This is a genomic window from Kitasatospora sp. NPDC001119, assembly GCF_053598475.1.
The window spans coordinates 1-20758 of the sequence record NZ_JBSFKI010000052.1 but is presented as its reverse complement, the minus strand read 5'-3'; the positions used below and the strand labels follow the sequence as shown (position 1 = coordinate 20758).

Below are 20758 nucleotides of genomic sequence, written 5' to 3'. Positions count from 1 at the left end.
GCTGCCCGGGACGGCCCCCGGGGCCGGCCGCGGCGGGCTCCTCCGGGTACGCGCCGCGGGGCGCGGAGGAGACTCCTCCGCGCCCCGTGCGTGTGATGGTGGCGGCCGTCCCCGGCCGCCGGGCCCCGCACCCGCTCCGGCGGGCCCGCGGCGCCGGGATCAGGACGCGTTGGCCTTCTCGTAGGCCTCGCGGACGTTGCTCGGAACGCGGCCGCGGTCGTTGACCTCCAGGCCCTGCTCCTTGGCCCACGCGCGGATCTTGGCGGTGTCCGGGGCGCCGCCGCCGGCCGGACGCGCCGCGGTGCCGCGGCCCGGACGACGGGCACCGGCGAGCCGGCCGCTCTGCTTGCGGCCCTTCTCCACGTACGGCGCCAGCAGGCCGCGGAGCTTGTCCGCGTTGGCGCTCTTCAGGTCGATCTCGTAGGCAACGCCGTCGAGGGCGAACGTCACCGTCTCGTCCGCCGAACCGCCGTCGAGATCGTCTTCAAGAATGACCTGCACCCTCTGTGCCACGGGCTTCCCTTTCCGCTAAACGACCCATTGCCTAAGGAAAGGAAAGCGCCTTTCTCCGGAAAACACAAACCCTTGACCCGGTTGGAGCGGCTCAGAGGTGCAGCAGCATGCGCGAGTTGCCCAGTGTGTTGGGCTTCACCCGCTCCAGGTCGAGGAACTCGGCGACGCCTTCATCGTACGAGCGGAGGAGTTCTTCATAGACATCCGTAGCGATCGCCGCCGGGTCTGTCGTACCATCATCGGTTTCCTGGACCTCGCCGATCTCGACGAAACCGTGTTTCGCGAAGAACGCGACCTCGAACGTCAAGCAGAAAATCCGACGGACGCCCAGCCAGCGCGCGGTCTGCACCAGCTTCTCCAGCAGCAGGTGCCCGATCCCGGTGCCCCGGGCGACCGGATCCACCGCGAGCGTGCGGACCTCGGCGAGGTCCTCCCACATCACGTGCAGTGCGCCGCAGGCCACCACCACGCCGTTGTCGTCCCGTTCCGCGACCCAGAACTCCTGGACGGATTCGAACAGTGTGACTGTGGGCTTGTCCAGCAGAATGCCGTCGCGTGAGTAGGTGTCGATGAGCCTGCGCACTGCCCGCACGTCCGTGGTCCGCGCCCGGCGGATGGTGACCTCCATGGTCGGGACGTTATCGCGCCGCTCCCGGTTCCGTCCCACCGGTATCCGGTCCGCCGTCCGCGGAATCCGCGCCGGCCGGATCGGGCGGGAACAGAGCGGCCACCCGCAAGGCGTCCCGGAGCGCTTCGCGTTGCTCGGGCGACATCAGGCCGAAGAAGTGCACCAGGGCCGCCGCCGGATTGTCACCGGTGGCCCAGGCGTCGTTCATCAGGGCCGCCGTGTACGCCTCACGCGAGGAGACCGGTTCATAACGATAGGCCCGGCCGACCCGCTCGCGGCGCAGCCAGCCCTTTCTGTGGAGCTTGTCCAGGACGGTCATCACCGTGGTGTACGCGATTTCGCGTTCCGACCGCAGATCCAGGAGAACCTCGCGAACCGTGACCGGTCGGTTCCACTGCCACACCCGGGTCATGATGGCGTTCTCAAGTTCGCCGAGTTGCCGGACCATAGTGCGGCCAGGATAGGGAGTGAATGGGGCAAATCTTGTGAAGTGCGCCAAACCGGCGCGCCGCCACCCCCGGGAATCGGGAATGGCGGCGCGCCGGTCGTTCGGGGCGGCTGACGGGGTCAGTCGAGGTCTTCCTTGGCCCGCTGGGCCCCGCCCTGGCTGCGGACGATGGCCCGCACCAGGAATCCGAAGCCGATCGCCATGACCAGCGGCGGCACGATCGCGCTGACGTAGTCCATCAGGTCACTCCTCCTCGGTCTTCTCCGCCGTCGCGGCGGAAGCCTTCGGCTCCGGCTTCACCAGCGGGAAGAGCACCGTCTCCCGGATGTTCTTGCCGGTCAGCAGCATGATCAGGCGGTCCACGCCGAGGCCGAGGCCACCGGTCGGGGGCATCGCGTACTCCAGGGCGCGCAGGAAGTCCTCGTCCACCTGCATCGCCTCGACGTCGCCGCCGGCCGCCAGCAGCGACTGGGCGGTGAGGCGGGCGCGCTGCTCGACCGGGTCGACCAGCTCGGAGTAGGCGGTGCCGATCTCGGTCCCGAAGATCACCAGGTCCCACTTCTCGGCCACGCCGGGCCGCGAGCGGTGCTGGCGGGTCAGCGGGGAGACCTCGGTCGGGTAGTCCTTGATGAAGGTCGGCCGGACGGCGTTCTCCTCCAGCAGGCGCTCGACCATCTCCAGCACGATCTGACCGTGGCCCCAGTCCTTCTCGAACGGGATGCCGTGCTCGGTGGCCAGCTTGCGCAGCTCCTCGACGCCGGTCTCCGGGGTGACCTCGACGCCCAGGCGGGCCGAGATGCCCGGGTAGACGCCGATCTCCTCCCACGGCTCGGCCAGGTCGATCTCGTGCTCGACGCCGTGCGCGTCCACGCCCCTGATCACCGTGGTGCCCAGCGCGTCCCGGGCCGCGTTGACGATCGTCTCGCGGATCAGCTCGGCCTGGGTGTCGTAGTCGCCGTACGCCTCGTACGACTCCAGCGAGGTGAACTCCGGGTTGTGGGTGGAGTCCGCGCCCTCGTTGCGGAAGTTGCGGTTGATCTCGAAGACCTTCTCGGCGCCGCCGACCACCAGCCGCTTGAGGTACAGCTCGGGGGCGATGCGCATGTAGAGGTCGATGTCGTACGCGTTGATGTGCGTCTTGAACGGACGCGCGTTGGCGCCGCCGTGCACCGGCTGGAGCATCGGGGTCTCGACCTCGATGTAGCCGCGGTCCTCGTAGGTGCGGCGGATCGAGCGGACGACCTTGCTGCGCAGGTGCAGGATCTCGCGGGCCTCGGGGTTGACGATGAGGTCCACGTAGCGCTGGCGGACCCGGGCCTCCGGGTCGGTCAGGCCCTTGTGCTTGTCCGGCAGCGGACGCAGGCACTTGGCGGTGAGCTCCCAGCGGTCCACCATCACGGACAGCTCGCCGCGCTTGGAGGTGATCACCTCGCCCTCGACGCCGACCTGGTCGCCGAGGTCGATGTCGGCCTTCCAGGCCGCCAGCCGCTCCGGGCCCAGCTTGTCGAGGGAGAACATCACCTGGAGGTCGCCGGTGCCGTCGCGCAGGGTGGCGAAGCAGAGCTTGCCTCCGGTGCGGGAGAGGATCACGCGGCCGGTGACGCCGGCCCGCTCGCCGGTCGCGGTGTCCGGCTCCAGGTCGGGGTGCTTGGCACGCAGGTCCGCGATGGTGGTGGTGCGGGGGAAACCGACCGGGTACGGGTCGACACCGGCCGCCCGGAGCCGGTCGAGCTTCTCGCGCCGGACGCGCATCTGCTCGGGAAGGTCGTCGGTCGCGGGAACAAGGCTCTGATCGCTCACCCCACAAGGGTAGCCAGCCACACACGGTGCTCCGCGCCGGGATTGCCGCGGGGGAGGCCGCGACGGCGGCCTCCCCCGGATCGGACGCGGACGGCTCAGCCGGTGCCGGTGGCGAGTTCGACGTCCTCGGGGGCGTCGTCGGCGGGCGGGGCGGGGTGGGCGGGGGGCTTGGGGCGGCGGCCGAACAGCTCGGCGGGGGTGGGCATCCGGTGCGGACGGGGCGGGGTCTTCGCGGCGGCGGGCTGCTCCGGGCGGGAGTCGGTGCTGCTCATGGGGGTCCGTCCTCCTACAGGGGTGGGGTGACTGTGCGGCGGTGCGGCGGGACTCGGTACGGCCACCAGGTGGCGGGGCGGTCCGCTATGGAGGGCGAGCCGCTCGCGGACGGCGGCCTCGGCCAGCGCGTGGCAGCGCCCGGCCAGCCGGGAGCGGCGGGCCCGCTCGCCCTGGCCGCAGGGCTGGCGGCTCAGTCCGCGCAGTGCGGTGAGGTCCTCCGGCCCGGGCAGGTACCCGTCGGACACCGCCTCCTCCAGCCGTTCCAGGTAGCCGGGGGCGCTGCCGGGCAGGGCGGATCGGTAGCGTCCGAGGTCGGCGAGCAGGAAGGCGCGCAGCCGGCCGCCCTCCTGGACGGCCTCGTCGATCGCCTCGGTGAGGCGCAGGGCGTCCTGGACGTCCTCCGCCCAGAGTTCGGCGCCCGGCCCGGCGAGGGCGGGCCGGACGGGCCCCTGGAGGTGGACGGGCACGGCGGGGTGGAGGGCTTGGGCGAGGGCGCGGCGCAGCACGCGGACTTCGTCGGCGCTGAAGGCCATGCCGCCGCGCGATCCGTGTGGCGTAGGCATGGGCTGACACTACGTGACGAATATCCGATTTGTCGGTAACGTCGCGCCGAACCACCCACGGTCGGCCCGGCGAAGAAGCCTTTCGCCGCCACCTGTAACGCCACCCGGGGCGCACCTGGTCATCCAGGTGTCAGGGGAGAACGAGCGAGGGGGCCGGGCAGGATGCGACCGGACGGTCAGGGGAAGGCGGCCCGGGGCGGGCGGCGGGACGAGGACTTCCAGGCCTTCGCGGCCGCCCGCGCCAGACCGCTCTACCGGTCGGCCTGCCTGCTCACCGGCGGGGACACCCACCTCGCCGAGGACCTGGTGCAGGAGGCCCTCGGGCGGATCTACGCCCAGTGGCACCGCACCTCCTGGTTCGGGGCCAAGCGCCGGATCGACAACCCGGCCGGGTACGCGCACACCGTGCTGGTGCGGGCCTTCCTCTCGCACCGCGTCCGCCGCTCCAGCGGCGAGCGGCCGGTCGAGGCGGTGCCGGACGGCGCGGCCCCGCAGGGCGACCCGGAACTGCGGCTCGCCCTGGTGGACGCGCTCGGCCGGCTCGCCCCGCGCGACCGGGCGGTGCTGGTCCTGCGCTACTGGGAGGACCGCAGCGTCGAGGAGACCGCCGCGGTCCTGCACAGCACCCCGGGCGCCGTCCGGACCCAGGCCTTCCGCGCGCTCGGCCGGATCCGCACGGTGCTCGGCAGCGGCCTCGACGACCTCGCCGAGCGCTGAGCCGGCGCGTCACGTCACGTCAACCCACTTGGTAGAGAGGTTGGTTCAGCATGTCCGCAGAGCACGACGGGCCCGAGGGGCGGTTCGAGCGGGCCTTCACCGAGGCCCTCGGCCGGGCCGGCGAGGCCTACGACACCGAACCCGGCCCGCTGGTCGACACCGGCTGGTCGCACGGCCGCCGGCTGCGCCGCAGGCGGCGGATCGGCACCGCGGCGGGCGCCGCCGCGCTGGCCTTGGTCGGGGTGGGCGGGGTCGCGCTCGGCGGCCTGCTGCCCGGGCGGGGTACGGCGGTGGCCGGTCCGGCGGCGGCCCCGTCCGCCGGTCCGGTCTCCGGCGCGGAGTTCCAGCGGATGCTCACCGAACTCCTGCCGTCGCCGACGGTGCAGGTCGGCGAGGCCCGGGGCACCGAGAGTGACACCCCGCAGCTGCGGCTGGTGGTGGACGACGGCCACGGCCCGGCGCAGTACCTGTTCTGGATCACCCGCTTCCCGGGTGGCGAGGACACCGACTGCCCGGCCGTGCCGACCGGCGACGACACCTGCACCGAGACCACCCTCCCGGGCGGCGGCCACCTGCGCCTCTACCAGGCCGGCACCCGGGACGGAGAGCCGGCCGGATCGAAGACCTGGTCGGCCAAGCTGACCGTGGACGGGTACCAGCTGATGCTCCAGGAATGGAACCGCAAGCCGCTGGAGCAGGGCACGCCGATCACCAGGACCGACCCGCCGCTGACCATGGACAAGCTCGCCGAGGTGGTCACGGACCCGCGCTGGAAGCAGGTCATGGCGGCCATTCCGCAGGCCTCGGCGGTGGGTTCGCTCCCGAGCCCCCGGTTCGGGGTCTCGGTGCCGCTGCCGACCCCGCTGACGGGGCCGACGCAGTTCACCGTCGACGTGCCCCCGTGGTCCGGCCTGACCCCGCCGCCGGGGGGCGGCCCGATCACCCTGCCGGCCACCCCGAGGCCCGGCAGCTGAGCGCCGCTCAGCTGGCGGGGCGGTTGCGCTCGTACACCAGGCGCAGGCCGATCAGGGTCAGCCAGGGCTCGTGCACGTCGATGGTGCCGGCCTCGCCGAGGACGAGCGGGGCCAGGCCGCCGGTGGCGATCACCTGGACGTCGTCCGGGTCCTTGGCGAGCTCCCGGGCCATCCGCTCCACCAGGCCGTCGACCTGGCCGGCGAAGCCGTAGAGGATGCCGGACTGCATGCCCTCGACGGTGTTCTTGCCGATCACGTTGCGCGGGCGGGCCAGCTCGATCTTGCGCAGCTGGGCGCCGCGGACGCCGAGCGCCTCGACCGAGATCTCGATGCCGGGGGCGATCGCGCCGCCGACGTAGTCGCCGCGCGCGTTGACGGCGTCGAAGGTGGTCGCGGTGCCGAAGTCGACCACGATGCACGGGCCGCCGTACAGGTGGTTCGCGGCCAGCGCGTTGACGATCCGGTCGGCGCCGACCTCCTTGGGGTTGTCCATCAGGACGTGCACCCCGGTCTTCACGCCGGGCTCCACGATCACCGCGGGGACGTCGCCGTAGTAGCGGCGGGTCACCTCGCGGAGCTCGTGGAGCACGGCGGGGACGGACGAGCAGATCGCCAGGCCCTCCACCGCGGCCTCCTTCACCGCGGTGTGGCTGCCCATCAGCCCTTGCAGCAGCACCGCCAGTTCATCGGCCGTGCGGCGCGGATCGGTGGAGATCCGCCAGTGTTCCACCACGTCCTCGCCGTCGAACAGGCCGAGCGTGGTCTGGGTGTTGCCGACGTCGATGGTGAGGAGCACGGGGACGCTTTCTGCGAGTCGGGACGGGACTGCGGCCGACCTGACGGTCAGGCGCGCAGGTCCAGGCCGATGTCCAGGATCGGCGAGGAGTGGGTGAGCGCGCCCACGGCCAGGTAGTCGACACCAGTCTGGGCGACCTCGCGCGCGCTGGCCAGGGTCAGACCGCCGGAGGCCTCCAGCTTCGCCCGGCCGGCCACCAGCGCGACGGCCTCCTTCAGCTGGCCGACGGTGAAGTTGTCCAGCAGGATCAGGTCCGCCCCGGCCTCCAGCACCGGCGTGATCTGCTCCAGGGTGTCCACCTCGACCTCGACCGGCAGCTCCGGGTACGCGGCCCGGACGGCCCGGAAGGCCTCGGCCACGCCGCCGGCCGCGACCACGTGGTTGTCCTTCACCAGCGCGGCGTCCGAGAGCGCCATCCGGTGGTTGGCGCCGCCGCCGCAGCGCACCGCGAACTTCTCCAGCGCGCGCAGGCCCGGGGTGGTCTTGCGGGTGTCCCGGACGACGGCGCCGGTGCCCTCCAGGGCGTCCGCCCAGGCGCGGGTGGCGGTGGCGATGCCGGACAGGTGGCAGAGCAGGTTGAGCGCGCTGCGCTCGGCGGTCAGCAGGTCGCGGGTGCGGGAGCGGACCGAGAGCAGCACCTGGCCGGCCTCGACCCGGTCGCCGTCCTCGACGTGCCGCTCGACCTCGAACTCCTCCTCGCAGACCAGCGAGACGACGGCCTCGGCGACCCGCAGGCCGGCCACCACGCCGGCCTGGCGGGCGGTGAAGTCGGCGGTGGCGACGGCCTCGGCGGGCACGGTCGCCACCGAGGTGACGTCCTCGCCGCCGGCCAGGTCCTCGGCGAGCGCCAGGGTGGCGATGTCCTCGACCTCGACCGGGTCCAGCCCGGCCTGCTCCAGCAGCTCGGCGAGCTGCGGGTCCAGACCGGTCTCGTAGCCCTCGCCGTCCCCGCAGGCGCAGCCGTCGCCGCAGCCGCCCTGGTCGGCCAGGGGGAGTTCCTCGTGGGAGTGGGTCATGGTTCTACTGCTCCTCAGGGGTGCTGACGGGACCGCCGGTGGCGGCGAGGGTGGTGATCAGGTGGCGCCGCCAGTGGGCGTCGTCGCGCTCGGGGAAGTCCTCGCGCCAGTGGCAGCCGCGGGTCTCCTCGCGCTGCGCGGCGGCCGCGACCAGGGCGGTCGCGACCAGCAGCAGGTTGGCGGCCTCCCAGGTCTCCACCCGGGGGTCGGCCGGCTTCTCCTCGGCCACGTGGGAGCGGGCCTGCTCGGCGAGCAGGGCCAGTCCGGCCGCGGTGTCGGCCATCGACGCGGCGGAGCGCAGGATGCCCGCGCCGCGCGACATCAGCCGCTGGATCTCGGCGCGCGCCTCCGACGGGGGCAGCGGGACGGGCTGCGCGGCGCGGGCGGCGGCGACGTCCACCGCGCGCTCGGGCAGGTCGCCGGCCGCGTCCAGCCCCGCCAGGTCGGCGGCGATCCGCTCGGCGAAGACCAGGCCCTCCAGCAGCGAGTTGGACGCCAGCCGGTTGGCGCCGTGCACCCCGGTGCAGGCGACCTCGCCGCAGGCGTACAGGCCAGGGACGCTGGTGCGGCCGTGCCGGTCGGTGCGGACGCCGCCGGAGGCGAAGTGCGCGGCCGGGGCGATCGGGATCGGCTCGGTGACCGGGTCGATGCCGTTGGCGCGGCAGAAGGCGAGGATGGTCGGGAAGCGGTGCTCCCACATCTCGGCGCCGAAGTGCCGCCCGTCCAGGAACATGTGCTCGGCGCCCTGCTCCTGCATGCGCCGGGTGATCGCCTTGGCGACGATGTCGCGCGGGGCGAGTTCGGCCAGCTCGTGCTGGCCGACCATGAAGCGGACGCCGTCCGCGTCCACCAGGTGGGCGCCCTCGCCGCGGACCGCCTCGGAGACCAGCGGCTGCTGGCCCTCGGCCTCCGGACCGAGCCAGAGCACGGTGGGGTGGAACTGGACGAACTCCAGGTCGGTGACGGCGGCGCCGGCCCGCAGGGCCAGGGCCACGCCGTCGCCGGTGGAGACCGCCGGGTTGGTGGTGGCGGAGAAGACCTGGCCCATGCCGCCGGTGGCGAGCACCACCGCGCGGGCCCGGACGGCGCCGACGCCGTCGCGCTGGCCCTCGCCCATCACGTGCAGGGTGAGCCCGGCGGCGTGGCCCGCCGCGTCGGTCAGCAGGTCGAGGACGAGCGCGTGCTCGATCAGCTCGATGCCCGGGTCGGTGCGGACGGCGGCGACCAGGGCGCGCGATATCTCGGCGCCGGTCGCGTCCCCGCCCGCGTGGACGATCCGGCGGCGGTGGTGGCCGCCCTCGCGGGTCAGCAGGACCTCGCCGTCCTCGCCCCGGTCGAACAGGGCGCCGGTGGCGATCAGCCGGCGGACGGCGTCCGGGCCCTCGGTGACCAGGGTGCGGACGGCCTCCTCGTCACAGACGCCGGCGCCGGCCACCAGGGTGTCGTCCAGGTGCTGTTCGGGGGTGTCCCCCTCGCCCAGGGCGGCGGCGACGCCGCCCTGGGCCCAGCGGGTGGAGCCTTCGTCCAGCACGGCCTTGGTGACCACCATGGCCCGCAGGCCGGCCTTGCGGACGTTGAGCGCGACGGTGAGGCCGGCGACCCCGGAGCCGACCACGACCACGTCGGTGGCGGCGGTCCAGCCGGGGGCCGGTGCGGTGAGGCGGTGCGTGGACATGGGTGGCTGGCTCCTTCAGCGCGAGACGGCGTCGGCCGCGCCGTTGCCGTCACCGTACGCCCTGTCACCCCGGAGCAGTCCGCTGCCCTCCGGGGCCTCCGCCGGGTCCCCGCCCAGGCCGGTGATCCGGTTCTGCTTGTCCACGAAGACGATCTTCGGCTCGTAGCCCTTGGCCTCGGCCGTGTCCATCTGCCCGTAGGCGATGAGTATGACGAGGTCGCCCGGGTGGACGAGGCGGGCGGCGGCGCCGTTGATGCCGATCACGCCGGAGCCGCGCGGGCCGGCGATGGTGTACGTCTCCAGCCGGGCGCCGTTGTCGATGTCGACGATGTGGACCAGCTCGCCGGGGAGCAGGTCGGCGGCGTCGAGCAGGTCCTCGTCCACCGTGACGGATCCCACGTAGTGCAGGTCGGCCTGGGTCACGGTGGCCCGGTGGATCTTGGACTTGAGCATGGTGCGGAGCATTGCGGGTCACGCCTCCTGTGAGTGCATGCCTGAAGGGGGTTCTTACTGCGGTACTACCGAACGATGATGCGGACGTTGTCGATCAGGCGGGTCGGGCCCACCTTCGCGGCGACGGCCAGCACCGCCTCGCCCTGGAAGTCGTCCGCCGCCTCGGAGAAGTCGTGCGGGTCGATCAGGGCGAGGTAGTCCAGGGTGACGCCCTCGGCGCCGTCCAGGGCGGCCGAGGCGGCCTCGCGGACGGCCTTCGGGCCCTGCGCGGCGGCGTCCCGGCCGGCGAACAGGGCCTTGGACAGGGCGAGCGCGTGCTCGCGGTCCTCCGCCGAGAGGTAGCGGTTGCGCGAGGACAGCGCCAGGCCGTCCTCCTCGCGGACGGTCGGCACGCCGACGATCTCGACGTCGAAGTCCAGGTCGGCGACCATCCGCTGGATGATCGCCAGCTGCTGGGCGTCCTTCTCGCCGAAGAAGGCGAAGTCCGGGTCGGTGATGTGCAGCAGCTTGGCGACCACGGTCAGCACGCCGTCGAAGTGGCCGGGCCGGGTGGCGCCCTCGAAGCGCTCGCCCATCGGGCCGGCCGCCATCCGCACCTGCGGCTCGCCGTTCGGGTAGACCTCCTCGGCGGACGGCGCGAAGACCACGTCGGCGCCGTGCTCCTCGGCCAGCCGCACGTCGTCGTCGAGGGTGCGCGGGTAGCGCTCCAGGTCCTCGCCCGGGCCGAACTGGAGCGGGTTGACGAAGACCGTCACCGCGACCCGGCCCTCGCGGCCGACCTGCTTGCGGGCGGCCCGGATCAGCGCGGCGTGGCCCTCGTGCAGCGCGCCCATGGTCATCACGACGGCGTTGTCGACCGGCTGCTCGTCCGGCCAGAACGCGGCCTCGAAGTCGTCCACGGTGCGGGTGACGACGGCCCGGTGGACCTTCGGCGTCCGCTGGGGCTTGTTCGGCTGCTTACCGCGTGCCATCAGTGCTCTCCTCGTTCAGTACGTCCAGCAGTGCCGCCGCCGACGTTTCGTCGATGGTTCCGTTGGCGAGCGCCCGCTGCGCGGTGGCGCGGGCCATCGCCCGGTAGGCCGCCGGGATGTCCGGGGACACCGTACTGAGCTGCGCCAGGTGGCGCCGCACGGTGCCCGCGTCGCCCCGGGCGACCGGGCCGGTGAGGGCCGCGTCACCGGAGCGCAGGCTGTTGTCCAGGGCGGCGCCCAGCAGCGGGCCGAGCAGCCGCCCGGGCTCGGCGACGCCGGCCGAGCGCAGCAGCTCCATCGCCTGCGCGACCAGGGTGACCAGGTGGTTCGAGCCGTGCGCGAGGGCGGTGTGGTAGAGCGGGCGGACCTCCTCGGGCACCCACTCCGGCTCGCCGCCCATCTCCACCACCAGCGCCTCGGCGACCGGCCGCAGCTCCTCGGGGGCGGTCACGCCGAACGGGCAGCCGGCCAGCCGGGCCAGGTCCACCGAGGTGCCGGTGAAGGTCATCGCCGGGTGCAGGGCCAGCGGCAGCGCCCCGGCCCGGGTGGCGGGCTCCAGGACGGCGACGCCGTGGGCGCCGGAGGTGTGCACGACCAGCTGGCCGGGGCGGACCGCGCCGGTGGCGGCCAGCCCGGCCACCAGGTCGGCCAGCGCGTCGTCCGGGACGGTCAGCAGCACCAGGTCGGCGGCGGCCAGCACCTGCGGCGGGGTGACGATCCGCACGCCCGGCAGCAGCGCCTCGGCGCGGCGGCGGGAGACGGCGGAGACCCCGGAGGCGGCGACCACGGTGTGCCCGGCGAGCTGGAGCGCCGCGCCCAGCGCGGGGCCGACCCGGCCGGTGCCGACCACGCCGACGGCCAGCCGGGCGGGGCGGTTGCCGGGGTCGCCTGGGTCGCCGAAAGCCTGGTCGGCGAAGTCGGACGGATTCACGTCCACCCTTGTCCTGCCTTGTCCTGAATGACCGTTCCAGTCCGCTCCACGGGTACCGGACGTACCGCCCCAGTCTACGGGGGCGCCCGGACGCCGAAGCGGCTCAGTCGCCGGCCCCGGCCCGGATCAGCCCGGCCTCGTACGCCAGCACCACGGCCTGGACCCGGTCGCGCAGCCCCAGCTTGGCCAGGATCCGGCCGACGTGGGTCTTCACGGTGGCCTCGGAGAGCACCAGCCGGGCCGCGATCTCGCCGTTCGACAGGCCCTGGGCGACCAGCAGGAACACCTCCCGCTCGCGCTCGGTCAGCGGGCCGAGGACGTCCGAGCCGGGCGCGCTCTGCGGGGTGGGCAGCACCTCGGCGAAGCGGTCGATCATCCGGCGGGTGGTGGTCGGGGCGACCACCGCGTCCCCGCCGTGCACCGCGCGGATCGCGGCCACCAGCTCGGTCGGCGGGACGTCCTTGAGGAGGAAGCCGCTGGCGCCGGCCTTGAGCGCGGCGAAGGCGTACTCGTCCAGGTCGAAGGTGGTGAGGATGAGCACGTGGGGGGCGTTCGGCAGCGGGCTGCCGTCCTCGGCGAGGCAGATCCGGCGGGTCGCCTGCACGCCGTCCAGCCGCGGCATCCGGACGTCCATCAGGATCACGTCCACCTCGGTGCGCCGCAGCTGCTCCAGGGCCTGCGCGCCGTCGCCCGCCTCTGCGGTGATCTCGATGTCGCCCTGCGACTGGAGGATCATCCGGAACCCGGTGCGCAGCAGTTCCTGGTCGTCGACGAGCATCACGCGGATGGTCAAGGTGGGACTCCTTGGAGGGGGGTGGACGGCGGACGGGGCTAGTGGGCCGCCTTGAGCGGCAGGACGGCGCGGATCCGGAAGCCGCCGCCGGGGCGGGGGCCCACGTCGAGGCTGCCGCTGACCATGCCGACCCGCTCGCGCATGCCGATCAGGCCGTGGCCGAGGCCGTCCGCGCCGCCGGCGGCCAGGTGCTCGTCGGTGCTGCCGCGCCCGTCGTCCTCCACCAGGACGGCCAGCTCGCGCTCACCGAAGTCGACCGCGACCCGGGCGTGCGCGTCGGGGCCGCCGTGCTTGCGGACGTTGGTGAGCGCCTCCTGGACGATCCGGTAGACGGTCAGCTCGACGCCGCGCGGCAGCTCGCGCGGGTGCCCGGAGGTGGCGTAGTCCACGTCGAGCCCGGCGGTGCGGACCTGCTCCAGCAGCTCCGGCAGCTCCTCGACGCCCGGCTGCGGCACGTACTCCTCGGCCTTGGTGTCGGCGGTGCGCAGCACGCCCAGCAGGCGGCGCATCTCGACCAGCGCCTGGCGGCCGGTGGAGGCGATCGTGCCGAGCGCCTCCTTGGCCTGCTGCGGGGAGTTGTCCAGCACGTACGCGGCGCCGTCGGCCTGGACGATCATCACCGAGACGTTGTGCGCGACCACGTCGTGCAGCTCGCGGGCGATCCGGGCGCGCTCGGCGGCGACCGCCACCTTGGACTGGGCGTCCCGCTCGCGCTCCAGCCGGGCGGCGCGGTCCTCCAGCTCGGTCAGGTAGGCGCGGCGCACCCTGGTCAGCCGGCCCCAGGCCCAGCAGAGGATGAACGGCGTGCTCATCAGCAGCGTGATCAGCGCCGCCTCGCCGAAGGTGTACGGGCGGGTGTGGGCGTCGCCGGCCCGGTCGAAGACCGTCTTCACCGGCATCATCTGCCAGAACACCAGCGGCCCGGAGGCCAGGCCGGCCATCAGGGCCAGCCGGGAGATCCACTTCTGGCCGAAGGCGGCGCCGGTGTAGGCGAAGACCAGATAGGCGATCGAGGAGCCGGCCGGCGAGATGTCCACGAGTACCTGGCCGACGCCGATGGCGGCGGCGGCGGACACCGTGAGGTCCGGGTAGCGCCGCCGGACGACCATCAGCAGCGGCAGCACCACCGCGATCGCGATCGAGAGGTCGAAGCGCCAGCCCTCGTCGATCGAGGCGTCGTTCGGCACCAGGCCGGCGAAGAGCACCATCGCCGCCCAGGCGGCGTCGACCACCATGGGGTGACGGCGGAGCCAGGCGTTGAGTCGATGCACGTGTCCAGCGTAGGCAGTCGCTCCGTGTGCCCAGGTCCGCCGGTAGGGCGATCCGCCCTACTCCGTAGGTCGGAGAAGCACCCGATCCGATGGGGAGGGTCGACCGGGCGCCGGGTAGCGTCCAGCCCCATGACTTGGATGCGGTGGGCGCCCGCCATGGAACGGGCCCTGTACGACCCCGGGCAGGGCTTCTACCGCAGGCCGGAGGGCCCCGCCGGCCACTTCCGCACCTCCGTGCACGCCTCGCCGAGGTTCGCCCGTGCGGTGGCCCGGCTGCTGCTGGAGGTTGACGAGGCCCTCGGTCGTCCGGAGGAGCTGGCCCTGGTCGACATGGGGGCCGGGCGGGGCGAACTGCTCACCGGCGTCCTGGCCGAACTGCCCGCGGAGGTGCTGGCGCGGCTGCGCCCGTACGGCGTGGAGATCGCCGACCGCCCGGCCGGCCTGCCGTCCACAGCCCTGTGGACGGACCGGCCGCCGCGCGGGGTGACCGGGCTGCTGTTCGCCAACGAGTGGCTGGACAACGTCCCGCTGGACGCCGGGGAGGTCGACGAGGACGGGGTGCTGCGCTACGTCGAGGTGGACACCGCGACCGGCGGGACCCGCCTCGGCGAGCCGGTCTCGGCGGCCGACGCGGCCTGGGCCGGCCGCTGGTGGCCGGTCGCGGAGCCCGGCGAAGCCGTGGAGTTCGGCGGCCCCCGGGACGCCGCCTGGGCGCGGGCGGTGGCCGGGCTGGAGCGCGGCCTGGCCGTCGCCGTCGACTACGGGCACACCGCCGGGCGGCGGCCGCCGTTCGGCACGTACGCCGGATTCCGGGACGGCCGGGAGGTGGCGCCGGTGCCGGACGGCTCCTGCGACGTCACCGCGCACGTCGCGCTGGACTCCGTCGCCGTGCCCGGTCTCCACAGCCTGTGGACAACGCAGCGGGAGGCGCTGCGGGCGCTCGGCGTGAGCGGCGGGCGCCCGGCGCTCGCGCTGGCCACCAGCGACCCCGTCGGCTACCTGCGGGCGCTCAGCGGGGCGGGGGAGGGGGCCGAGCTGACCGACCCGGGCGGGCTGGGCGCCTTCGGGTGGCTGGTGCAGGCCGTCCGCATGACGGAACCGGTGAGCTTGGCGGGCCTGCCGGGATGGCAGACTCTGGGGGCATGAGGGAGACCACGGTCGGCATCGGGGCGGGAGCCGAGAACTTCACCGGCGCGGCGGGCACCACCGACATGGTGCTCAACATCGGCCCGCAGCACCCGGCCACCCACGGCGTGCTGCGCCTGAAGCTGGTGCTGGACGGCGAGCGGATCGTCAGCGCCGAGCCGGTGATCGGCTACATGCACCGGGGCGCGGAGAAGCTGTTCGAGGCCCGTGACTACCGGCAGATCATCATGCTGGCCAACCGGCACGACTGGCTCTCCGCCTTCTCCAACGAACTCGGCGTCGTCATGGCCGTCGAGCGGATGCTCGGCATGGAGGTCCCGGAACGGGCGGTCTGGATCCGCACCCTGCTCGCCGAACTCAACCGGGTGCTCAACCACCTGATGTTCCTCGGCTCGTACCCCCTGGAGCTCGGCGGGATCACCCCGGTCTTCCACGCCTTCAACGGCCGCGAGGACCTCCAGCACGTGCTGGAGGAGGCCTCCGGCGGCCGGATGCACTACATGTTCAACCGGGTCGGCGGCCTCAAGGAGGACCTGCCGGCCGGCTGGCTCGGCCGGGTCCGCACCGCCGTCGCCACCGTGCGCTCGCAGCTGCCCGTCTTCGAGGACCTCGTCCTCGGCAACGAGATCTTCCGCGCCCGCACCGCCGGGGTCGGCATCCTCACCCGGGCGCAGGCCGAGGCGTACGGCGTCAGCGGCCCCATCGCCCGGGCCAGCGGCCTCGACCTCGACCTGCGCCGCGACGAGCCGTACCTGGCGTACGGCTCCGAGGAACTGCGGCAGGTGCTCACCGTGGTCACCCGCGAGGAGGGCGACTGCCTGGCCCGCTTCGAGTGCCTGCTGGAGCAGACCCTCAACGCGCTCGACCTCGCCGACGCCTGCCTCGACAAGCTCGCCACGCTGCCGCCCGGCCCGGTCAACCAGCGGCTGCCCAAGGTGCTCAAGGCACCCGAGGGCAGCACCTACGCGTGGACCGAGAACCCGCTCGGGATCAACGGCTACTACCTGGTCTCGCGCGGCGACAAGACGCCGTGGCGGCTCAAGCTGCGCTCGGCGTCCTTCAACAACATCCAGGCGCTCACCGAGCTGCTGCCGGGGACGCTGGTCGCGGACATGGTGGCGATCCTGGGGTCGATGTTCTTCGTGGTCGGGGACATCGACAAGTAGGCCGGCGCCGGGGGCCGGCGCCGGTGGGTGGGCCGGTGCCGCCGCGTGGGGCGGGCACCGGGGGCGGGGGTCAGTCCTTCTTGGCCTTCCTGACCGGGTCCGCCGGGTGCGGGGCCACCTTGCGGTCGCCCTTGGTGGCGATCCGCTCCTCGCACAGCCGGGCCAGCGCCTCGTACCCCTTCCGGCCCATCAGCTCGGTGAGCTCGGGGCGGTAGCTGACGTACACCGCGTCCGCGCCCTGGTGGGCCGCCGGGGCGCCGGTGCACCACCAGTGCAGGTCGTGGCCGCCCGGGCCCCAGCCGCGGCGGTCGTACTCGCCGATCGTGACCTGGAGGTAGCGGGTGTCGTCGGGGCGGTCGATCCAGTCGTAGGTGCGGCGGATCGGCAGCTGCCAGCAGACGTCCGGCTTGGTCTCCAGCGGCTCGCGGCCCTCCTTGAGGGCGAGCGCGTGCAGGGCGCAGCCGGCGCCGCCCGCGAAGTCCGGGCTGTTCACGAAGATGCACGCGCCGCCGACCCGGCGGGTCTGGCGGTCGCCGTCCTCGTCCAGCATGGTGATGCCGCCGTCGGAGACGATCCGGCCCTTGGCGTCGGTGCCCTCGGCGAAGTTCTCCCACAGCTCGGGGGTCAGCCGGGTCGCGTGCCCCAGGACGCGCTTCTCGTCGTCCTCGTCCGAGTAGTGCGCGCCCAGCGTGCAGCAGCCGTCCGACTCGCCGCGGCCCTCGCGGATGCCGTGGCAGCCCTGGCCGAAGACGCAGGACCAGCGGGAGGTCAGCCAGGTGAGGTCGCAGCGGAAGACCTGCTCCTCGTCGGCGGGGTCGGCGAACTCGACCCAGGCGCGGGCGAAGTCCAGCGGGACCTCGTCGCGCGGGATCTCGCGGCGCAGGCTCGGCATCGCGAGGTCGACGGGGGCGGGGGAGGCCTTGGGCTTCGCCTTGGACTTCTTCTTGGACGTTTCTGCTGGTGCCACCCGGCAAGGGTAGAGCTTTCGGGGGCGGGAGCGCGGTGGCGGGACCGGTGGCGGGGTCGGGGGTGGGGTCGGGGCGGGTTTTGCGGCGGGGCCCGGCGGAGCACGGGGCGGGGTCGGTGGTGGCGGGGTCGGCCGGGGTGAAGGCGGGGTGAAGAGGTCCGTCGGGCGCTGCGGGCGGGCCCGGGGGCGCGCCTAGGATGGCGGCCGGTCCGCGGCGGGGTCCGCGACGGGACCGCTACGGGGAGGTACGGGGATGGCAGGCGGCAGCACCGGGGCGTCCGGCGGCGCGGGCGGGGAGTTCATCCTCAAGCCGTGGGAACTGCACGGCGAGGGCCGGGAGTTCGAGAAGCTCGGCGGCGAACTGACGAAGGCCGTCGCCGCCCTGGAGCAGGGCCTCGCCGCGCTCGGCGCCCCCTGGGGCGCGGACCAGCCGGGCAGCGGGTTCGCCACCGTGTACGGGCAGGCGCGCGGTGAACTCGTCGGCGGGCTGCGGGGGTTGGCCGGGCGGGTGGCCGGGGTCGGGGCCGGGCTGCACACGATGGCCGCGCGGACGGCGGACGCGGACAGCGCGGCGGCGGGCGGGTTCGGGGCGACGGCGGTGCCGGGGGTCGCGGGAGTTCCCGGGGTGCCGGGGGCAACCCCCGGGGTGGTGCCCGCCGTCCCCAAGGACATGTCGGTCTGACGGACCCGGCCCGAAGCCCGGCTCGAAGGGGGAAGCGCGTGTCCCGGAAACTGCCCGAGGAACTGGTCCCGGTGCTGGCCCGGACCGGCCGGCTGTGGCCGCAGGCCGACGAGGAGGGCCTGCGCAGGGCCGCCGGAGTCTGGCGCGAGTTCGGCAAGGAGGCCGACCGGCTCACCCGCCGCTGCGGCGAGTCCGTCCGGCGGGTCACCGCCGACAACTCCGGCCACGCGGTCGAGGCCTTCGGCGCGTACTGGCAGGCCTTCAGCGGCGGCGGCAAGGGCCACCTGGACGACGCGCACAGCGCGGTCGGGCTGGTCGCCGGGGCCTTCGACACGTCCGCGCGGGCCGTGGACACCTGCAAGGCCGAGATCATCGCGACCCTGCGGCAGCTCGCCGCCGAACTCCGGCAGGCCGAGGAGCAGGCGGCCAAGGCCAAGGAGGCGGCCGGCAAGGTCGCCGCGGCGGCGACCGGCGGCGACCCGGCCGGGAACGGGGTGGCCGGGAGCGAGGTGGTCGGGAACGGGGTGGTCGCCGGACTGCGGAAGGCCGTCGGCGGCCTCGCGGCCACGGTGGAGAACGCCGCCACCGAGCAGGTCGCGGCGGGCGTGGCGGCCGTCGCCGTCGAGACCGCCGCGCTGAAGATCGGCGGACTGCTCGCCGAACTCGGCCGCGCCATGAAGGACGCCCTGTCCGGCGTGCTCGAGGAGCCGGCCGCGGTCGCCCTGCTGAAGCTCGGCAGCACGCCGGGAACGGAGGTCACCGCCGCCTCGTACCGCAACGGCGCGTTCGACCCGCTCGCCGCCGGGTTGCCCGCCGCCCTCGGCGAACCGGGCGTGCTCGGCGCCGACGGCTCCGGGCTGGTGCTGCTCGCGGGGAAGGACGGCAAGCCGCTGGTCGGCGTGCCCGGGCTGACGGTCAAGGTGGACGAGCAGGGCAAGCCCGTCCTCGGCCCGGACGGGCAGCCGGTCATCCTCCGCGCCGACGGCACGCCGGTGGCCGACACCACCGGGCTGCTGGTCGTCCCGGGGCCGGACGGCAAGCCGGTGGTCGGGGTGGCGGACCTGGCGGTCCGGCTGGACGAGCACGGGCAGCCCGTGCTCACCGACGAGGACGGCAAGGCGCTCCGCGGGGTGCCGCTCGCCGGGCTGACACCGGGGGCGGACGGGCCGGGGGTGGTCGGGCCGTCGGCGGTCGGGCCGGGTGGCGACAAGCCGCTCGCGGGTGCGGCGCCCGACGGGCCGACGGCGCCGGGCGCGGTGACGGTGGCCTCGGTCGCGGTGGCGGACCCGGGGGCGGTCGTCGGCGGGCCGGACGTGGCGAGCGCGGCGAGTGCTCCCGTGGGCGCGTCGGCGGGCGGTTCCGTGGCGGCCGGGGGCTCGCCGGGGCAGCACCGGGCGACGGGCGGTGGGGGTGGGGGCGGCGGTGACTGGGCACCGCCGGTACCGGCCGTTGCCGCGCCGGTCCGGCAGGGCGGCGGGTCGGCGGGCTGGTCGGACGGAGACTACCCGCTCCAGGCGCCCGCGGCCGCCTCGCACAGCGGCGGGAGTACGGGCGGGCCGGTGGCCGTACGGACGGACTCGGTGAGCGCTCCGCCCGCGCCCGCCATCGCGCCCGTCACCGCACCGTCCGCCGGAGGACCCGCGTACGGCCCGGCGCCGGAGACCCCCTCGGCGGTCCGGCCGGTCGGGGTGCCCGGGCAGTTCGGGACCCCGGCGTACGGCGGCGGGTACGGCACGTACCAGGCGGCCGGTCCGGTCGCCACCGTCGGGCCGGGGCCGCTGGCGGGCACCGGCGGCGGACCCGCGAACGTGGCGGCCCCGTTCGGCAGCGGCGTCGGGGCGGGGGCGACCGGCAGTCCAGGCGGCCCCGGCGGCGTGGTGGGCGGTGGGCAGGCCGTCGGCGGTCCGGCCGCTGGAGGGCCGCAGACCGGCGCGCCGGTGGCCCGGACTCCGGTCGGCGCGGCGCCGCACCCGGTCGTCGGACCGCCGCCGGTCCACACCGCGCCGCCTTCCCCGGCCGCACCCCCGGTCGTCGGGACCACCCCGGTGATCGGCCGCCCCGAGGCGCACCCGGTGGAGGCCCGACGGCGGGAGAACGCGGCGGTCCCCGCCGACCCGACCCTCGCCTGGGGCGCGGTCCCGGTCGCGACCGCTCACGCGATGGCCCTCCAACTCGCCCTGCGCGCCCGGCGCGGAGCCCCGCCGGAGGATCCGGCGTTCCGGCCGCGCAGCATCGCCGACAGCCGTCCGTACGGTCTGCCGGGCGGGCTCGCACCGGTCGACCCGGAGCACCAGGCCGAACTCGAACGCCGCGCCCCCCGGGACGCGGACGGCCTGCCCGTCCGCCACCCCGACCCGGCCGCCGGCGGCTGGGCGGAGGCCGTCAACGACGGCGGCCACCGCGAACCGGGCCGGGCCAACAACAGCCTGGAGATCGCCCTCTCGGCGGTCGAGTGCTACACCGGCCGCCCCACCTGCGCGGCCCCGCGCATCCCCACCGAGGGCGACGCCGGCGAACGCGGGGGCCGCGACCGCGCCGAACGCGAACTCGGCGCCCCCTTCCGGGACCTGGGCGACGGCGCCCCGGCCTTCGACCGCCTCGCCGACGACCTCCGCCGCGCCGGCCACGGCTCCCAGGCGGTGCTCCTCACCCTCGACGCCTACGGCCGCCCGCACGCCTGGAACGCCGTCAACCACCAGGACGCCGTCACCTACCTCGACCACCAGCTCGCCCGCCAGGCCCCCACCCCCCTCCACCCCGCCACCCACGGCCTCTGGGCCATCGCCCTCACCCCCGAAGGCCGCCCCCTCCCCCTCACCCCCGCCGCCTGACCTGCGCCACTGATCCGCACCCCACACCCCGCGCAGGAAGTCGGCCCGCCGACTCTGCTGGCGAAGTATTCGATCTAGGTCAGGCTCAGGCCGTTGTTGCGATGCCGTGTTGGGTGCAGAGTGTGTGGATGCGGGTGGGGCGGC

The 20758-nt window shown here is 74.5% G+C and carries 20 protein-coding genes; 6 read left to right on the top strand and 14 right to left on the bottom strand.

Annotated features, from left to right (window positions below):
* Positions 1–159 precede the first annotated feature (159 nt).
* From ACWDD9_RS39085 to ACWDD9_RS39065, 5 genes are all read right to left on the bottom strand, one after another.
* Positions 160–513 (bottom strand): histone-like nucleoid-structuring protein Lsr2, encoded by a 354-nt coding sequence (locus ACWDD9_RS39085; protein ID WP_049652521.1) that lies wholly within the window; start codon positions 511–513, stop codon positions 160–162.
* Between the two features lie 91 nt (positions 514–604).
* Entirely contained in the window at positions 605–1141 is a 537-nt protein-coding gene (locus tag ACWDD9_RS39080) for an amino-acid N-acetyltransferase (protein ID WP_049652520.1), read from the bottom strand.
* Between the two features lie 10 nt (positions 1142–1151).
* Entirely contained in the window at positions 1152–1589 is a 438-nt protein-coding gene (locus tag ACWDD9_RS39075) for a BlaI/MecI/CopY family transcriptional regulator (protein ID WP_074001706.1), read from the bottom strand.
* 243 nt (positions 1590–1832) lie between these two features.
* Positions 1833–3389, bottom strand: coding sequence for a bifunctional lysylphosphatidylglycerol synthetase/lysine--tRNA ligase LysX (gene lysX, locus ACWDD9_RS39070; RefSeq protein WP_082345799.1), 1557 nt, complete (start codon positions 3387–3389; stop codon positions 1833–1835).
* Between the two features lie 95 nt (positions 3390–3484).
* Positions 3485–4225, bottom strand: coding sequence for a hypothetical protein (locus ACWDD9_RS39065; protein WP_074001704.1), 741 nt, complete (start codon positions 4223–4225; stop codon positions 3485–3487).
* Positions 4226–4387: 162 nt separating this feature from the next.
* Here ACWDD9_RS39065 and ACWDD9_RS39060 point away from each other — a divergent pair, with 162 nt between their 5' ends.
* Positions 4388–4942 (top strand): SigE family RNA polymerase sigma factor, encoded by a 555-nt coding sequence (locus ACWDD9_RS39060; protein ID WP_388044915.1) that lies wholly within the window; start codon positions 4388–4390, stop codon positions 4940–4942.
* Between the two features lie 50 nt (positions 4943–4992).
* Complete coding sequence (locus ACWDD9_RS39055) at positions 4993–5916, top strand: hypothetical protein (RefSeq protein WP_449814231.1); 924 nt, start codon at positions 4993–4995, stop codon at positions 5914–5916.
* A gap of 7 nt (positions 5917–5923) precedes the next feature.
* Here ACWDD9_RS39055 and ACWDD9_RS39050 read toward each other — a convergent pair whose 3' ends face one another.
* The 8 genes from ACWDD9_RS39050 to ACWDD9_RS39015 all read right to left on the bottom strand — a co-directional run bounded on the left by ACWDD9_RS39050 (position 5924) and on the right by ACWDD9_RS39015 (position 13822).
* Positions 5924–6712 (bottom strand): type III pantothenate kinase, encoded by a 789-nt coding sequence (locus tag ACWDD9_RS39050; RefSeq protein ID WP_074001702.1) that lies wholly within the window; start codon positions 6710–6712, stop codon positions 5924–5926.
* A 47-nt stretch (positions 6713–6759) separates the two neighbouring features.
* Positions 6760–7728 carry a carboxylating nicotinate-nucleotide diphosphorylase gene (gene nadC / locus ACWDD9_RS39045; protein WP_049660205.1) on the bottom strand — a complete coding sequence of 323 codons (969 nt, stop codon included), beginning with the start codon at positions 7726–7728 and terminating at the stop codon, positions 6760–6762.
* Positions 7729–7732: 4 nt separating this feature from the next.
* Positions 7733–9403, bottom strand: coding sequence for an L-aspartate oxidase (locus ACWDD9_RS39040; RefSeq protein ID WP_387967205.1), 1671 nt, complete (start codon positions 9401–9403; stop codon positions 7733–7735).
* Between the two features lie 15 nt (positions 9404–9418).
* On the bottom strand, positions 9419–9868 hold the full coding sequence (gene panD / locus ACWDD9_RS39035; protein ID WP_074001700.1) for an aspartate 1-decarboxylase: 450 nt from the start codon (positions 9866–9868) through the stop codon (positions 9419–9421).
* Positions 9869–9921: 53 nt separating this feature from the next.
* Positions 9922–10827: a pantoate--beta-alanine ligase gene (gene panC, locus ACWDD9_RS39030; protein WP_074001699.1), complete on the bottom strand. Its 906-nt coding sequence runs from the start codon at positions 10825–10827 to the stop codon at positions 9922–9924.
* Positions 10814–11758 carry a Rossmann-like and DUF2520 domain-containing protein gene (locus ACWDD9_RS39025; protein WP_074002121.1) on the bottom strand — a complete coding sequence of 315 codons (945 nt, stop codon included), beginning with the start codon at positions 11756–11758 and terminating at the stop codon, positions 10814–10816. Before ACWDD9_RS39025 ends, panC begins: the two co-directional genes overlap by 14 nt.
* Before the next feature lie 103 nt (positions 11759–11861).
* Positions 11862–12551 carry a response regulator gene (locus ACWDD9_RS39020; protein WP_074001698.1) on the bottom strand — a complete coding sequence of 230 codons (690 nt, stop codon included), beginning with the start codon at positions 12549–12551 and terminating at the stop codon, positions 11862–11864.
* Positions 12552–12589: 38 nt separating this feature from the next.
* Positions 12590–13822 (bottom strand): sensor histidine kinase, encoded by a 1233-nt coding sequence (locus tag ACWDD9_RS39015; RefSeq protein WP_449814230.1) that lies wholly within the window; start codon positions 13820–13822, stop codon positions 12590–12592.
* A gap of 129 nt (positions 13823–13951) precedes the next feature.
* Here ACWDD9_RS39015 and ACWDD9_RS39010 point away from each other — a divergent pair, with 129 nt between their 5' ends.
* Both ACWDD9_RS39010 and ACWDD9_RS39005 read left to right on the top strand, forming a co-directional pair.
* A complete protein-coding gene (locus ACWDD9_RS39010; protein WP_449814229.1) occupies positions 13952–14968 on the top strand; it encodes an SAM-dependent methyltransferase in 1017 nt (338 codons plus the stop codon).
* A complete protein-coding gene (locus ACWDD9_RS39005) occupies positions 14965–16134 on the top strand; it encodes an NADH-quinone oxidoreductase subunit D (protein ID WP_449814228.1) in 1170 nt (389 codons plus the stop codon). Before ACWDD9_RS39010 ends, ACWDD9_RS39005 begins: the two co-directional genes overlap by 4 nt.
* A 70-nt stretch (positions 16135–16204) precedes the next feature.
* Here the strand turns inward: ACWDD9_RS39005 and ACWDD9_RS39000 are convergent, their stop codons facing one another.
* Positions 16205–17101 carry a hypothetical protein gene (locus ACWDD9_RS39000; RefSeq protein ID WP_449814227.1) on the bottom strand — a complete coding sequence of 299 codons (897 nt, stop codon included), beginning with the start codon at positions 17099–17101 and terminating at the stop codon, positions 16205–16207.
* A 253-nt stretch (positions 17102–17354) separates the two neighbouring features.
* Between ACWDD9_RS39000 and ACWDD9_RS38995 the strand changes: the two genes are divergently transcribed.
* Both ACWDD9_RS38995 and ACWDD9_RS38990 read left to right on the top strand, forming a co-directional pair.
* Complete coding sequence (locus ACWDD9_RS38995; protein ID WP_449814226.1) at positions 17355–17783, top strand: hypothetical protein; 429 nt, start codon at positions 17355–17357, stop codon at positions 17781–17783.
* A 38-nt stretch (positions 17784–17821) separates the two neighbouring features.
* Positions 17822–20614 carry a toxin glutamine deamidase domain-containing protein gene (locus ACWDD9_RS38990; RefSeq protein ID WP_449814225.1) on the top strand — a complete coding sequence of 931 codons (2793 nt, stop codon included), beginning with the start codon at positions 17822–17824 and terminating at the stop codon, positions 20612–20614.
* Positions 20615–20758 lie beyond the last annotated feature (144 nt).